Origin of the sequence: Mahella australiensis 50-1 BON, assembly GCF_000213255.1 — a bacterium.
Lineage (GTDB): Bacteria > Bacillota > Clostridia > Mahellales > Mahellaceae > Mahella > Mahella australiensis.
In genome coordinates this window covers 2,396,251-2,410,494 of the sequence record NC_015520.1, presented here as the reverse complement: position 1 = coordinate 2,410,494, position 14,244 = coordinate 2,396,251, and the positions used below count along the sequence as shown (strand labels likewise).

The 14,244-nt window shown below is 41.9% G+C and carries 14 protein-coding genes and 1 pseudogene; 6 read left to right on the top strand and 9 right to left on the bottom strand.

Features of this window, described 5'->3' with window-relative positions:
* Window positions 1-14 precede the first annotated feature (14 nt).
* The 4 genes from MAHAU_RS11300 to istA form a co-directional block, all read right to left on the bottom strand.
* Window positions 15-1,940 carry a site-specific DNA-methyltransferase gene (locus tag MAHAU_RS11300; RefSeq protein WP_041644101.1) on the bottom strand — a complete coding sequence of 642 codons (1,926 nt, stop codon included), beginning with the start codon at window positions 1,938-1,940 and terminating at the stop codon, window positions 15-17.
* Window positions 1,933-2,172, bottom strand: coding sequence for a helix-turn-helix domain-containing protein (locus tag MAHAU_RS11295; RefSeq protein WP_013781860.1), 240 nt, complete (start codon window positions 2,170-2,172; stop codon window positions 1,933-1,935). The genes MAHAU_RS11300 and MAHAU_RS11295 overlap by 8 nt, the downstream gene beginning before the upstream one ends.
* A gap of 485 nt (window positions 2,173-2,657) precedes the next feature.
* Window positions 2,658-3,416, bottom strand: a complete 759-nt coding sequence (gene istB, locus MAHAU_RS11290; protein WP_013781859.1) for an IS21-like element helper ATPase IstB — start codon at window positions 3,414-3,416, stop codon at window positions 2,658-2,660.
* Entirely contained in the window at window positions 3,409-4,905 is a 1,497-nt protein-coding gene (istA, locus tag MAHAU_RS11285) for an IS21 family transposase (RefSeq protein ID WP_013781858.1), read from the bottom strand. Before istA ends, istB begins: the two co-directional genes overlap by 8 nt.
* A 227-nt stretch (window positions 4,906-5,132) precedes the next feature.
* Here istA and MAHAU_RS11280 point away from each other — a divergent pair, with 227 nt between their 5' ends.
* From MAHAU_RS11280 to MAHAU_RS11270, 3 genes are read left to right on the top strand one after another with little or no spacing between them, the layout of a single operon-like run.
* Window positions 5,133-6,209, top strand: a complete 1,077-nt coding sequence (locus MAHAU_RS11280; protein ID WP_013781857.1) for a Gfo/Idh/MocA family protein — start codon at window positions 5,133-5,135, stop codon at window positions 6,207-6,209.
* A gap of 14 nt (window positions 6,210-6,223) precedes the next feature.
* On the top strand, window positions 6,224-7,075 hold the full coding sequence (locus MAHAU_RS11275; RefSeq protein WP_013781856.1) for a sugar phosphate isomerase/epimerase family protein: 852 nt from the start codon (window positions 6,224-6,226) through the stop codon (window positions 7,073-7,075).
* A gap of 24 nt (window positions 7,076-7,099) precedes the next feature.
* Window positions 7,100-7,309, top strand: coding sequence for a hypothetical protein (locus MAHAU_RS11270; RefSeq protein ID WP_013781855.1), 210 nt, complete (start codon window positions 7,100-7,102; stop codon window positions 7,307-7,309).
* A gap of 129 nt (window positions 7,310-7,438) precedes the next feature.
* Here MAHAU_RS11270 and MAHAU_RS11265 read toward each other — a convergent pair whose 3' ends face one another.
* The 3 genes from MAHAU_RS11265 to MAHAU_RS16045 form a co-directional block, all read right to left on the bottom strand.
* The gene (locus tag MAHAU_RS11265) at window positions 7,439-8,173 is read right to left on the bottom strand and encodes a DUF3307 domain-containing protein (protein ID WP_013781854.1); all 735 of its coding nucleotides are present in this window, start codon (window positions 8,171-8,173) and stop codon (window positions 7,439-7,441) included.
* A 17-nt stretch (window positions 8,174-8,190) separates the two neighbouring features.
* Window positions 8,191-8,811, bottom strand: coding sequence for a SatD family protein (locus MAHAU_RS11260; protein ID WP_013781853.1), 621 nt, complete (start codon window positions 8,809-8,811; stop codon window positions 8,191-8,193).
* Between the two features lie 91 nt (window positions 8,812-8,902).
* On the bottom strand, window positions 8,903-9,025 hold the full coding sequence (locus MAHAU_RS16045; protein ID WP_281004383.1) for a hypothetical protein: 123 nt from the start codon (window positions 9,023-9,025) through the stop codon (window positions 8,903-8,905).
* A gap of 193 nt (window positions 9,026-9,218) precedes the next feature.
* On the opposite strand from MAHAU_RS16045, the gene MAHAU_RS11255 reads away from it, so the two are divergent.
* Complete coding sequence (locus MAHAU_RS11255) at window positions 9,219-10,556, top strand: ISNCY family transposase (RefSeq protein ID WP_013779793.1); 1,338 nt, start codon at window positions 9,219-9,221, stop codon at window positions 10,554-10,556.
* Window positions 10,557-10,855: 299 nt separating this feature from the next.
* On the opposite strand, the gene MAHAU_RS11250 is transcribed toward MAHAU_RS11255, so the two are convergent.
* Entirely contained in the window at window positions 10,856-11,092 is a 237-nt protein-coding gene (locus MAHAU_RS11250; protein ID WP_041644098.1) for a hypothetical protein, read from the bottom strand.
* Window positions 11,093-11,137: 45 nt separating this feature from the next.
* On the opposite strand from MAHAU_RS11250, the pseudogene MAHAU_RS11245 reads away from it, so the two are divergent.
* Both MAHAU_RS11245 and MAHAU_RS11240 read left to right on the top strand, forming a co-directional pair.
* A pseudogene (locus MAHAU_RS11245) lies at window positions 11,138-12,007 on the top strand (class II fructose-bisphosphate aldolase).
* A 20-nt stretch (window positions 12,008-12,027) separates the two neighbouring features.
* A complete protein-coding gene (locus tag MAHAU_RS11240) occupies window positions 12,028-13,200 on the top strand; it encodes a diphosphate--fructose-6-phosphate 1-phosphotransferase (RefSeq protein ID WP_013781852.1) in 1,173 nt (390 codons plus the stop codon).
* Here MAHAU_RS11240 and MAHAU_RS11235 read toward each other — a convergent pair.
* Entirely contained in the window at window positions 13,194-14,201 is a 1,008-nt protein-coding gene (locus tag MAHAU_RS11235) for a uroporphyrinogen decarboxylase family protein (RefSeq protein WP_013781851.1), read from the bottom strand. The two genes, MAHAU_RS11240 and MAHAU_RS11235, sit on opposite strands and share 7 nt — an antisense overlap.
* Between the last annotated feature and the right edge of the window lie 43 nt (window positions 14,202-14,244).

The window sequence follows — 14,244 nt, the reverse complement described above, 5'->3', positions numbered from 1 at the left end:
AACATACCCTCCAATCAATAACGGATATCGAAGTTGATACGCAAGTTTTTCTCTGTATCCTTCAACCGTTTCAGATTAATTTTCAAAGCTTCAATTTCCGTCCATGTAAAACTATAACCGAATAACACTACATTCTCTGGATTAAAGCTACCGTCAGTTTCATATTTTACAACAATGGCTTCAATCGCCTTATTAGACAATTCCGGCTCAATTAGATAAAGATGTTTTCCTATATAGTATCCATTGTATCCCGCAAAGTTTAACTCCTCAGCATCTGCTGTAAGTCCATATCCATCTCTAACGAACCATGTGGCAAGGACGGTAGGTTTTCCAAATTCACTAAGAAGGTTTTTGTCAGCAAATAATTTATTCTCGTTAGGGTCAAACTTTTCAAGTTTGTCTAGAGTATCGTCAGCTGGCTCTACAAGTGTAAAGTGCTTAAAGCCAAGGTCTGCTGTTGTGTCTGGATATTTTTCCTTTATAGCTTTTGCTGCCCTAATAATGCGTTCCAAACCAATCTGATCAAGTGTATGAGGACGCCCATTTTCATCTAACATCTTTATAACATTTTTCCACTTTTCCTTTTCACTACTAGAAGCATTTGCAAAAAGATAATCAAGGTTTTCAGGCAATTGTATCATTATAAATTTACACTTATATCCTAATGAAAATTGGAGTGCAGAATGTGCCGTAGTTGCAGAACCGCTAAAGAAATCCAAAATAATATCACCGTCTTTAACATTAGCTAAACTTATTATTGCATCAATTAATTGTGTTGGTTTGGGATTACTAAAAGCATTTTTAAATCCAAATAGCTCGGTTAATTCATCGCTAGCTTTTTGATTGCTCCCATAATTTTCATGAATCCACCAATTAGTAGCACATTGCCCCTCTGCCTGCCTTTCAGTTTTGAAATATTTCTTTCGAGGCATTCCATCGCCACCACGTGGAAAATATATTCTATTGTCGTTTAAAAGAGATGTATATGTATCAAAGTCTCCCATCCATTCTTCATTAAGTTCAATCCCAGTTGGAGTAATAATAGTGTATCTAGTGCCAGATTGATCAGAACCTGCTTTCCAAGGTTTTGAAGCCCAATCACCACGTGGGTCATTATCAGGATTTGAAAATTCTCCTGTAAGTGCGACTTTACCAACGCCTACATCTTTAAGGTATTGACAATTTCTAGAGTATACAAGAATGTGTTCAGCAACAATTCCTATTAATTTAGTTTTATCATTCGGTTGATTATGTCGTCTTCTCCAATGAATGTGGCCTTCAAAATTCTCTTCCCCAAACACGTCATCACAAATAAGCCTTAGATTTGCTTGTTCATTATCATCTATTGAGATAAAAACCACACCGTCATCCTTAAGCAAATCCCTAGCCAGTAAAAGACGTGGGTACATAAACATTAACCACGCAGAATGAGAAGCCGAACCACGTTTTGTTAAGTCTAAAATGCGTTGTGCCTGTTCTTCGCTAATACTTAGTTTTTCCGAAAGCTCTTCCACAGTAAAATTGAACTGATCATTATACACAAATCCATCTGTTCCAGTGTTATAAGGAGGATCAATATAAATACATTTAACTTGACGTGAATAGGACTTCAAGAGATGCTTTAATCCATCAAGGTTATCTCCGCTTATGTAGATATTTTCACTGTTCATATTTTCTGGTTTTGAGTTATGTTCCTCGTCTGGTACGACAACTGTTGTAGTATCGATTGAAGCCAGCAATCGAGCATAATTTTTACCCAAAAACTTGAGTTCATAACCCTCTCCTGTTACAGCAATCTTATCACTTAAAAATTCTTTAAACCGTTCAATATCAAAGGACCCATCTGCCCTAAAGCATGAAGGAAAATTTTCTTTTAGCACAGCCATTTCTCGACTGTTCGGTGCTGCACTATCATTGGCATTCATAATATCCTTAATCATTGTTATCATTCACCTTGCCTTTCTCAATTTTATCAGGTACAAACTCTAAAATATCACAAATGTCACATTCTAAAGCTGTGCATATTTTTTGAAGTATTTCTGTATTTACATTTTCGTTTCTTCCAAGCTTTGTGATAGTTGCCGAGCTAACACTGGAAAGGCGTTGCAAATCTTTCTTTTTCATATTCTTATCAATTAGCAGCTTCCATAGCTTGTTATAATGTATTGCCATTTTTGCACCTCCCACAAATATATTAATAATTATATCACAAAAACACACTATAAACAGTATAAATTTTTAATCTCGCATCAATTTTCACACACATGCAATCGTCAACGAAATTTTGAGCCACGCGCTAGCGAAATTTTGAGCCACATTTGCAGGCTTTAAAAGCAAATCTTGCAAAATAGCTCATTTTATTTCTCTTCTTGAGCCTGGGGCAGTCTAAGCAATCGAGAACCACGATTTCATCGGGGGAGCCAGTCGGGTAAAAAGCGGGAGGGATAAATTCCCCAAAGACTGACCCGTTAAGCCTTTATGCTCACGCTTTTTACCGGCTCTTGACAAGGCCAGGTCCCAAAAGGATATAATATTTTAAACGAGGGCTAGGCTATTTGGATTTTTGCTTCCCTTCCGTCGCCTTCGGTACTTTTGGGATATCCCTTTGGGTAGTCTTGTCAAGAGGACTGGTGACTCCTGAGCATCGGACATTGACTCTATCCTTGCTTGGCTGCTCTTTGCTGCTTGAATCGGTATGATATACCGTTCATGTTGAGTATATGAGCCCTAAAGGTTAAGCGGTCTACTAGTGCTGCCGTCAGCATGGTATCTTGAAAGAATTCTACCCAGCGGGAAAACTCCAGATTAGTGGTTATCATTACGCTGGCTCTCTCTGACCGTTCGGATAAAACCTGAAATAAAAGCTCCGAATGATGCTTATTGAAGCTCAGGTAAGAAAGCTCGTCAAGTATGAGAAGATCAATTATTGCCAGTTGCTTATCTATCTTGCTTAAGCGATGGTACTCCTGAGCTTCGGCCAGCTCATTGGCTAATTGAGCCGCTGTATAAAATTTAACTTTGTATCCAGCTTTGCATATTCTCATGCCTAAACCAATGGCCAAATGCGATTTGCCAGTACCTGGATTGCCTATCATAATGACATTTTCCTGATTTGCTACAAAATCATCGATGGCCAGCTGCCAGACTAGTGCTTCTTCGACATGCTCCAGCGCTTTGAAGTCAAACTCATCCAGCGATTTAGCGAGTGGAAAGCCTGCTGCTTTAATTCTGCGCTTTAGCTGGTTTTTCTGGCGTGTAGCCGCCTCGTTGGCCAATAACTCGCATAAGAAATCTTCATAGCCCATGCCATCCTCTGTGGCGCGACGCATAATCGGCTCGTATTTGGCTATGGTAGGCAGGCGAAGCTGCTTGGCATATAGGCGTATAAGCTCCTTTTTTGAATTTATCTCATTCATGGTTCTTATCACCTCCTGCCAAGAGCACGTCATAAGCGCTCAACGATACCTCTTTAACCGATACATCGGTTGGGAAGGGTATAACATTATCCACGGCAACATTATCCTCATTATCGGTTAATCTGCTCCTTAAAAGTTCAATGGTGGGCGATGATATATCCAATGCTTTGATCTCTTTTAGTATGCGTTCTATGCCATAGTCTACCACCAGCCTGAGCAGTTTCACCATATCGCGGTTACCTGATGGCAATCTTTGACCCCATTGGAGTATTTCCTGAGGTATATTGGCTTGCTTAACTGGTTTAGCATTCAACACCGCTCTGGGACGCTTCTCCAAAAGGTCAATGTAATGGCTCAACCGATACTGAACAGTGTTTGCTGTATAACTCCTGGGATAGGCAGCCACCTGCTCATTATGATAATATATCCTGACCGTTGTGCCGTATCCTTTGACGGTGACGTTCTTGCCCACCAGGTGAAGAGGGACTGAATACTGGCTGCCGTCAAAGCGTACTATGCCAAATTCATTTACACTGGCAGTAACCTGAATGGCCGTATCAAAGGGGTATAAAGGCAACGGTATCAAGCTGGCTCGTTCGATCTCATAGTCTTCACCCACCGTTTGAGAACGACCCCTTATGGTATGCGAGCGGTACTTTATGCATCTATCCAGTATTGTCTGATTTAGCGCTTCTATGCTGTCCACATGTGGAAGAGGCACCAGTACATTGCGGCGGATATATCCTACCAAGCCTTCTACAAGTCCTTTTTCATGACCTTCTGCCAGGTTGCAGTACTCGGCTGCAAAGGCATAATGGGCCTTCAACGCCATAAAACGTTGCTGCTCTTTAGCTACATGGGTACCCCAACCTTCTTTCACAGCAAGCCGAGAATTATCGAAGATCTCCTTTCTTGCTACGCCGCCGAAGTATTCAAAGCCGGCTCTATGGCCTTCCAAGAAAGATTCTTCATTCTCCCTGGCAAAAGCCATGACAAAGATATCACAGCTAAAGCACAAGCGCATACAGAACAAATGTGCGGTTTGTTTTATGCCTTTTATATATACCTTAGCCGCTCCCCAATCCACTTGGACCGCTTCACCGGGTTCAAAGGATAAAGGAATATAGGCGTTATTGGCGTTTTGCCGCAGTTGCTGGACATACCGCCTTACAGTAGACTCCCCGCCCGTAAACCCTTTTTCCTCTACCAAACGGTCATAAATCCTTTTTGCCGTATGCTGCTGCTTTTTGACGTTCTCTTGTTTATCCTGTTCTAAACAGGAATGGATAAACTCGATTACTTCAGTGGTTAGTACCGGAGCAATCCTTCCTTGGTAAGATTTGCGTTGCCCAGGTATACAGGCACCTTGGCAATACTTTTTGACGGTATTACGTGAGATGCCTAAACGTCTGGCAATCTCTCTTTGCGAGCAATGCTCTACAGCATAAAGCCGACGAATTTCTTGATATAGATCCACTTCAATTGTCACACTCCTTAGCCTCCTGTATCATAAGTTTTTCATGTCTATAATACAGGATTTTTAGTCTTTAGTGGATCAAAAATTCGTTAGCGTTTAACCCATTTTTGGCTCACTTTTATTATAGCTTTTATATATTAGGCGTTAATCCATTTGATCAGCCAGGGGTTGAGGCGTATAAGAACAATATGTTTAAAGCCCTTGGCAAACAAATATAAACCAATTAAGGAGCAGAAACGATGATGAAGAAGATAAGAGTAGGTATAGCGGGTACAGGTTATACAATTGGAATTGCGGGCGCGCATGTAAATACATATTTAGCAAATCCGAATGTAGGGTTGTTAGCCCTCTATGATATAGTGCCGGGTAGAGCCCAAGAGTGGGCTGAGAGAAGAGGCTTAAAGGGAGTCGCTATATGCGGTTCTTATGAAGAATTGCTGGACTCAGTGGATGCGGTAAGCATATGTACGCCCAATAATGCACATGCGGACCTATCTATTAAAGCATTGGAAGCCGGTAAACATGTCTTGTGCGAAAAGCCCATCAGCAATACTGTGGAAGGTGCGGAAAGAATGGTGGCATGTGCCGAAAAGCATCCTGAATTGGTAAATATGACTGGTTTTTGCTATAGAGGAATTCCGGCTATCGCATATATGAAGCATATTATCGATGAAGGTAAGATCGGCAAGATATTCGGTTGTACTCACCAGTTGGGCGGGGGTCGCATAGCAAATCCGGAGGATGTTTTGCTGGAATGGAGAATGCAGAAAGATTTATCCGGTCCAGGTGCACTGGCTGACTTTGGTTCCCATATGCTGGATTTAACGGATTATCTGTTGAGGGGGACAGAAGGAGAGATTAGGGAAGTGACTTCTCTGCTTACGACTTCTATTAAAGAGAGGAACTTGATCGGTGCTGAAGGCAAAGGGCCGGTTACTAACGATGATACCGCTGCTTTTTCAGTGAAGATGGAAAATGGAGCCGTATCCACGTTTTTTTCAAACCGATTGGGAATCTCGAACTATAGGTGGGAGATCATCGGAGAAGGCGGGATGCTCATATATGATGGGAATGATAATAAAGTTCGAATAAATTTAAAAGACAAGAAAGCCTCCTTCGGGCCGAAGTTTGAAGAAGTTGAGGTGCCAGAAGAGTTTAGAGTAGCAAATAGATTTAATGAGGAAATCGATGAATTTATCGGCAATATATTGAGTGGTAGGCATTCTGAACGCGATTTTAAGAGAGGGCTTTATATTGAAAGGATATTGGATGCCCTGGAGAGATCAGCAGAAGAGGGAATAACAATTAAATTATAGAAGGAGATGATACCATGAAGATAGGTTTTATTACTAATAGTTTAAGTGGACAAGGGTTAAAGAATTTGGATGAGATCGCGGATTGGGGCATAGAAAATGGATTTGCCGATTTGGAAATCGGCCCTTCTATTTCATTGGAAGAAGAGGTTTTCAGCAGAATAAAGGAAGCTCGAAAGATAAATATATCGGCATTGATTTATTGCAGGAATTTCCTCGATGAAGATGAACGGGTAGCCCAGGAGCATCAGATGAATTTAAAAAAGAGGATAGAATTTGCCGGGCGTTTGGGTATTCAAAAAGTAATTTGTTCTACCGGTGTAACCAAGGAGGCGTTTCAAGGTATCAGATATGAGCCTGAAAAGAGCGTTGAAGCCGTAGTTGAATTGCTTAAAACCTTTATTGAACTGGCTGAAAAGAACAATGTGAGACTATGTATCGAAAACTGTCCTATGATGGGTAATATAGCGTTATCTCCAGATATATGGAAAGCATTGTTCGATAAATTGGATTCGGACAAAGTAGGATTGGCATATGATCCGTCGCACATGGTTTGGCAAATGATGAATCCTTATGAACCTATAAAAGAGTTCGGGCATAAGGTCTTCCATGTTCATGGGAAGGATACCGAGATAATGTATAATAGCCTGAATAGAGCAGAAATTTTGAGCAATCAACAGTGGTGGAGATATGGGCTGCCGGGGCTGGGGGATATTCAATGGGGTAGGATCATAGCCAACTTGGATGAGATAGGATATGACGGTACCATCAGTATAGAACATGAAGATCCCGTGTGGGAAGGTAGTTTTGATAAAGTCAAAAAAGGAATTTTAAAAGCTAAGAAGCATATTGAGCAATTCATCGATTGATGGAAACGAAAGGGGATATAAAAAATGCATTTAGGGTGCCATGCTGTATTATTTAGAGACAGGATAAAAAGCGAAACCGAGAACATTACCAAAGGATTATCGGAAACGGGTTTTGAGGGTTCTGAAATTGGGTCAAGATTTTTCGGGACGGATGAAAAACAAAAGCTCTTAATGCTGCTGGACAAATATAACTATCAAAAGGCAAAAGCCTTTTTAGACAGCATAATAAATTGACTTCAAATTGCCTGGCAAGCTGAATAAGGTGAAAACACAATTCCAAAAGCAGTATAGTAGGTTAAGTTGCTATACTGCCTATTTATCTATAATTCCAGACATCGCAATTGGCTAAATAAGGAATGATAATTATAGCCATAAACGGGCTAAAAGCCCACCTGCTAATGCAATAAGAGTGCTGGCCAAAGTGCCCATAAGATAGTATTCGGCAAAAGCTTTGTCATCCAATTCCTTGTATCGGGCTAACGATTTGGCGGTCAATACGAAAGCCATGGCTGTCATGGCATCAAAAAGCACCAGCGTCATTATTATAGCTCTCTCCAGCATACCTATATACCGGCCGACCCCTGCAACCTCTTGCTGGCTTATCTTGATAAGCGGATGTCGCATTATCTTTTTCATAAATACGGCGCCGCCGAATATAACGTACAGGTATACAACTGCTATACATGCTATATCACCATAACGGGATAAAATATCGGTATTTATATAAGCATTGCTGAATGGCATAGCTACCGAATAACGCATCACCAGCCATGCGATAATTATGAGGAATATGTGGCATGCCTGATCTATAAAAAAGCCCGGCACATTATTTATTGCATGTTGCCGGCGATAGCCCATAAAGTCTATAAATATGTGCATGAGTGACAATAACAATAGAATGGTTAATACATACAGCGACATAAACGGAAGCATCAGTACAAAAGATGTTATGAAGTTGGCGAAAAAATGCTTTACGTAAGCTGCCCGATATCCATAGGTTTTGTCTGTAACCATCTTATCGGTTTGCGCGACAAAATCGGCGAATCCGTGAGACAAAAGCAATAATGCCAATACTAGACGGGACGTTTGCGATATCATTGCTATATTTTCGCCTCCTAGCTCAACAAATGGGATATATGTATTTCGGCTTTATTAAAAGCATCCCAGTGCGCGGCCCAGCAGCGTTTGGCCACGTTTTGCATTGTTATGCCGAGAACGGCGGCAGCATTGCTGTATGTCTTTGTTTTTTCGTATGCATGTACGGCTTCCCATTGAGCATCTGTCCACCGACTGTTTATGGCATCCATAAGCGCAAATATAATATTGACATTATCATCCGTATTTTTTTCCCCTGATATCAAAACAGTGGCTTGCCGTTTTATATGTTTTATACTATCCACTGCTTCCCGTGCTTTATGAAATGCATCGCCATCCATATGCCACGGGTTATTCTGCTCTATAGGCGTAGCTATGTTGCCTATGCCTATTCCTACTCTTATAATGACCGGCCTTGTATAAAACCGCATATGCCTAATAAGAGGAGCAATGTAGACTGGCGAATCGATGAGCCCCTGAATTTCATCTCCGCGCAACATGGAAAATCGGGACAGTATAATGCCTTCGTGTTCTGTATTTAATACATTTAGGGCATCTTCAATATTGCTTTGTAATGCTTGTTTATCCTTATATTTTCGTGAACCAATGATATCTGCTGTTATAACAGTATATAGAGCCATAATGCCGTCCTTTCAGGTTTCACCCTTACAATGGTTAAAATCATATTTCACCTTTGCACGGGTGAAATATGATTTTGCTATTACCTATATTTCATTTCAATACCGATTGTTCCGCGCGATAACCCATGACTATGGCGTTGGTTATTATGTGCTTGTCCAGAATACCGAATAAACCAATGCCAAACCTATATCTGCGGCATAATCGTCTTGGCATATATTTTGTCAGCCGATACGATTATTGTGGCTTGTAAAAGCCGTCCCATCTTCGTATCATAAGCTATATAAATTATAACACAGAAGGTTTTATCTTTCAAAATATTCTTTTATTTCTGTTATTATTCTATGATATTGTCATAGTAAAATTATTCTGCGATAATGTCATTATGAGGAGAGAGGAACAGTATTGTATGACAGAGAGCGAAATGCAAAAACTTGTTGTTATTAATAAAGTCATCGATGGTACGTTAACCGCAAGTGAAGCTGCGCAGGTTTTAGACCTAAGTGTTCGTCAAATATTTAGACTTAAGAAGGGGGTTAAAGAACAAGGTGCGTCTTTCGTTATTCATAAGAACAGAGGCCGTAAACCTGCTAATGCTTTAAGTGATGAGCTAGTAAACCATATCCTCACTTTGAGGAAGGAAAAGTATTTTGATACGAATTTCTCTCATTTTAGAGATTTGCTTGAGGATGATAAGGGTATTATTCTTAGTAATTCCTCGGTTTATAGAATCCTTGATAATGCCGGTATTCAAAGCCCTAGAAAGCATAGACGCCCTCGTAAGATTCATGCTAGAAGGGAACGTATGCCTCAGGCTGGCATGTTGGTGCAAATCGATTGCACCTCTTTTGAATGGATTCCTTCTGTAGGTAATATGGCTCTCCACGGTGCCATAGACGATGCCACCGGTCAGGTCCTCGCGCTCTATTTTACTGAAAACGAGTGTATGAATGGCTATTTTGAGCTCATGCGTACCATCATTGGCCAATATGGTATCCCTATATCTCTATATGCCGATAAGCATACTATATTTGCTTCTCCTAATAAGGGTAAAATCTCTATCGAGGAGCAGCTTGAGGGTAAAGTGGTAAATGAAACCCAGTTCCAAATGGCTATGAGTACATTGGGTATATCTATCATTAATGCCAGGTCCCCTCAGGCTAAGGGCCGCGTAGAGAGGCTATGGAATACTTTGCAGGATAGGCTCAGGGCAGAATTGAGGATTTATGGCATTGATTCTATGGAAAAGGCCAATGAGTTTTTGCCTAAGTTCCTGGAGAGATATAATAAAAGGTTCGCCATAGAGCCTCAAGATCCCGAGCCTGCTTTTAGAGAATTACCGCCGGATATCGACTTAGATAATATACTTTGTGTTAAGTTATCTAGAAAAGTTGATAATGGCGGCGTATTTTCTCTACACAGCCAATATTATCAAGTTGTATGTGATGATGGCAAAACCGTTGCACCTATCGTTCCTAGAGCTAAGATAACGGTTCTTACCAGCCCTAGGATAGGTATACGGGTGCAGTATGGCAATAATATATATGCTGTGAAAAAGCTCGATGAACCGCCTAAGAAAGCTCAGAAAGCTAATAAGGCAAGTTCATCGAGCACAGCTAAGCCTTATAAGCCTTCTCCCACTCATCCTTGGAAACAAGGTTGGCAGAAGGCGCCATCATATTGGTATGAGGAATCAGACAGAGAGATTTTAGAGGCTCTGTATAATTCCTCACGCGCCTGGCACTAGCCAGTATTAAGGCTTACAGCCTAATTATATAATAGCTGCGAAATGAACGTGCGTCAAGGGCAAGCGGAGCTTGTTTATTTTACCCTTTACGCACGGGAATGGAGCAGCTAGAATTTAGCAAAGCAGTAAGCCTTAAGATAGTATTATCTTTTTGCTCATTTGGTGGTAATATATGTTCTCATATCATATTAATGTAAGTTGCTAAAGTTATATAACCAGCTTACTGTAATATAATCTATATTTAATGTTCCAATTATAGTAAATCCATACATCGCTATGAAATTTTCGTTGAATAAATATCAGCCATTTACTATGACATTTTCGCTGACTATTGACAAATATTCTTTTATTTCAGCCATTCTATCGGTTTTTCTATACCCCGAGGGTATATGGCCCTTACAACATATACTACATGCTTTGTAGGCACTGGCACGGTTGGCCTTATTCATACGCAGATAGGCTTTCTGAAAACGCTCAAAATCATCGTATATATGAGCGTTATTGTATAATTCAAATGTACCATTAGTATAGAACATGAAGATCCTGTATGGGAGGAGTCGCAAAGATATGCTATAATATAAATAAAAAGAGAGATTGAGGCATTAAGCTATGCCATTGGTAACAACAAAAGATATGCTGCAAAAAGCTATGAGAGAGGGATATGGGCATTTAACGTCAATTGCTTGGAAATGGCCGCGCCTTATATACAAGCTGCCGAAGAAGAGAGATCTCCTCTTATACTGCAGTTTGGCCAGCGTGTGTTCGACCTCATGCAACCCTAGGGCTTTATGCCGTATATAACGGCTCTGGCTAGAGAAGCTTCGGTGCCCATTGCTATTCATTTGGATCATAGCCACGATTGGGAACAAAACATACGTTGCTTGAGGGCGGGATTCACATCGCTCATGTTCGATGGTTCATCCTTACCAATAGATGAGAATATAAAATTGTCAGCGGAGGTTGTCAAAGCAGCGCATGCTTGCGGGATAATGGTCGAAGGAGAGATCGGTGCCGTAAAGATCTATGATTCGGAAGCCGGTTATAGGCAAACGGGGTTATCTGATCCAGAGGAAGTAGTTTATTATGTAGCCGGTTCCGGCGTGGATTCGGTGGCCGTTGCAGTAGGCAATATGCATAAAATGCCTGTTAAAGAGGCGAATATAGATATACCGCTTATAGAGGAGATACGCAAGCGCGTTTCTGTACCGCTTGTGATGCATGGTTCTACCGGGATAAAAGATGAGGACCTGGTAAGCGCCATAAAGGCCGGCATAACCAAGATCAACATTGCTACTGAATTTAATAGGACCTTCTCAACCGGCATTAAGCAAATCATGGATGGAAATCCGGATGAGGATTTTCCGCTCGTGTATTTAAGTAGCGGCATGAATGCTGTAAGGCAACTGGCTAAAGAGAAAATGCGCTTGATAGGCAGCGCAGGCAAAGCATGAGAGAAAAAGGAGTGATAAATATGTCAGCTAATCTTATAGTGGTTCACGGTGGTGGACCTACAGCTGTTATAAACGCTTCGCTGAGAGGCGTTATAGATGAAGCAAAAAAATATAATGAGATAGATGGTATATATGGATCTGTCGGTGGGGTAGACGGTATATTCGCTGAAAGATTTACCGACCTGCGCGCTATTTCCGGACAAGCGTTATCTAGACTTTCTTATACGCCGGGTTCGTTTATAGGGTCATCGCGTAGGCATCTTGAGCCGGAGGACTATGAGACCATCGTGGCCATACTGCGCCGCAATAACATAAAATATTTATTGTTCACAGGCGGAAACGGGTCTATGGATACATGCAATAAAATACATCATGTGGCGGCTCAAGCCGGTGGTATCAACGTTATAGGTATACCCAAGACTGTAGATAACGATCTGGCTAATACTGATCATGCGCCTGGATATGGCAGTGCCGCTCGTTATGCAGCCGTATCCGCATGCGAGCTGGGTATCGATGTGGCCTCGCTGCCTGTGCATATATCGGTTATCGAATTTATGGGACGCAATGCGGGGTGGATAACGGCGGCGTCCGCGCTGGCCAGATGTAAGCAAGGCGATGCGCCTCACCTCATATATCTGCCCGAGAGACCATTTGTAGAAGAAGAGTTTTTACATGAGATAGAACGGCTCCATAAAGAAATAGGAGGGGCTGTAGTGGCCGTATCCGAAGGCTTAGTTGGGCCCGACGGAAATCCATTGGTGCGGCCCAATAATATGTCCAGACGCGATGCGTTTTCCAATGATGTCAGCGTATATCTTGCGCGCCTTATATCGGATAAACTGCATATAAGAGCCCGTAGCGAAAAACCGGGCCTTTTGGGGCGTGCTTCCATAGCACATCAGTCAGCGGTAGACCGACAAGAGGCTGAAATGGTAGGAGCTGCAGCCGTTAAAGCGGTTGTGGAAGGCTTATCCGGTTATATGGTGGCGCTCAAACGCCTATCGACAGAGCCGTATAGCTGTACCACCGAATTGGTATCTATAGATCTCATGAGCATGACCGAACGACATGTGCCGGATGAGTTTATAGATCCTTCAGGGCATGACGTGACGCCGGCCTTCATCGAATATTGCAAACCGTTAATAGGCGATGCCATGCCCGTATATGCAACGAATCGCGATTTGCTCTATTGATTTTGAAAGGCCTCTATGAGAGCCACTATGTTTTCGGCCGGTACATCGCTGGGTATGGCGTGGGTTGGGGCTGCTATATAACCGCCGTTGTATGACATGGTCTCCATCATGTACCGAGCTACGCGTTTAATCTCGTCTGGAGAAACGAATGGCAAAACCTGTTGTGTGCTTATTCCGCCCCAAAACGTCAATCTATCGCCGTATAATCTCTTTATCTCGTTTACATCGTATATTTCTGGCTGGAATGTATTGTATATATCCAGCCCTATTTCTATGAGATCGGGAAAAAGTTCATGTATGTCACCGCAAGAATGAAGGGCCACATACTTGCCGGCATCGTGGGCTTTTTTAAACATGCGCGCCATGCGTGGCTTGATAAAGCGTTTCCATAATCTCGGTCCCATGATGAGCCCGTGCTGCTGTCCCCAATCATCACCGAAATAAAAGCAATCTATATCATAGTCAAGTATGATATCCATCAAATGCATGTTGAAATCGGCTATGGTATCCAACAGCTTATCCACAAAGTCGGGATTGAGCAGCATATCGGTCAGAAGATTCTCCATACCACGCATGGTCCATGCGCGCTCGAACATGGAGAAGCCTATGCCGGCTACCTTGAATGTATCTTGGCCATTATTTACCAGGTCATCACACATTTTTCGCAAACGCGCCTCATCTATAGTTGGAAGGGTATAGCCGTCCAAGGTCGGTTCTGGCAATACAAAATGCTCTACCACACCTATGTCTTTGTCGGCCACGTTCCTGTTCCATACCACGCCGAAATCGTCTTTGAAATACCCGCTGCCGGGCTTTGTTTCTGTGGGCCAGCCCGCATAATCGACCATGTCGATATGATTGCCTATTTTATTTACGAAATCGGGATCATTTAGATATCGGGCGGTTTTTTCATAAGCCTGCTGTGTCAGACCTATATAATATGGTACAATGTCAGTCTTTTGATGGTTTATAGCCGCTATAACGCGCTCTTTTCTTGTCATCAAAACCTCTCCTCTCTGTCAGATGGCGAAAGGAATCCAAGAT

What these genes read in the sequence shown, in the direction of transcription:
- MAHAU_RS11265 (WP_013781854.1), bottom strand. Translation starts at nt 8,173, where the DNA reads ATGATATCGCAAACGTCCCGTCTAGTATTGGCATTATTGCTTTTGTCT.
- MAHAU_RS11295 (WP_013781860.1), bottom strand. Translation starts at nt 2,172, where the DNA reads ATGGCAATACATTATAACAAGCTATGGAAGCTGCTAATTGATAAGAAT.
- MAHAU_RS11275 (WP_013781856.1), top strand. Translation starts at nt 6,224, where the DNA reads ATGAAGATAGGTTTTATTACTAATAGTTTAAGTGGACAAGGGTTAAAG.
- MAHAU_RS11235 (WP_013781851.1), bottom strand. Translation starts at nt 14,201, where the DNA reads ATGACAAGAAAAGAGCGCGTTATAGCGGCTATAAACCATCAAAAGACT.
- MAHAU_RS11250 (WP_041644098.1), bottom strand. Translation starts at nt 11,092, where the DNA reads ATGTTCTATACTAATGGTACATTTGAATTATACAATAACGCTCATATA.
- MAHAU_RS11240 (WP_013781852.1), top strand. Translation starts at nt 12,028, where the DNA reads ATGTCAGCTAATCTTATAGTGGTTCACGGTGGTGGACCTACAGCTGTT.
- MAHAU_RS11300 (WP_041644101.1), bottom strand. Translation starts at nt 1,940, where the DNA reads ATGATTAAGGATATTATGAATGCCAATGATAGTGCAGCACCGAACAGT.
- MAHAU_RS11280 (WP_013781857.1), top strand. Translation starts at nt 5,133, where the DNA reads ATGATGAAGAAGATAAGAGTAGGTATAGCGGGTACAGGTTATACAATT.
- istB (WP_013781859.1), bottom strand. Translation starts at nt 3,416, where the DNA reads ATGAATGAGATAAATTCAAAAAAGGAGCTTATACGCCTATATGCCAAG.
- MAHAU_RS11260 (WP_013781853.1), bottom strand. Translation starts at nt 8,811, where the DNA reads ATGGCTCTATATACTGTTATAACAGCAGATATCATTGGTTCACGAAAA.
- MAHAU_RS11270 (WP_013781855.1), top strand. Translation starts at nt 7,100, where the DNA reads ATGCATTTAGGGTGCCATGCTGTATTATTTAGAGACAGGATAAAAAGC.
- MAHAU_RS16045 (WP_281004383.1), bottom strand. Translation starts at nt 9,025, where the DNA reads ATGCCAAGACGATTATGCCGCAGATATAGGTTTGGCATTGGTTTATTC.
- MAHAU_RS11255 (WP_013779793.1), top strand. Translation starts at nt 9,219, where the DNA reads ATGACAGAGAGCGAAATGCAAAAACTTGTTGTTATTAATAAAGTCATC.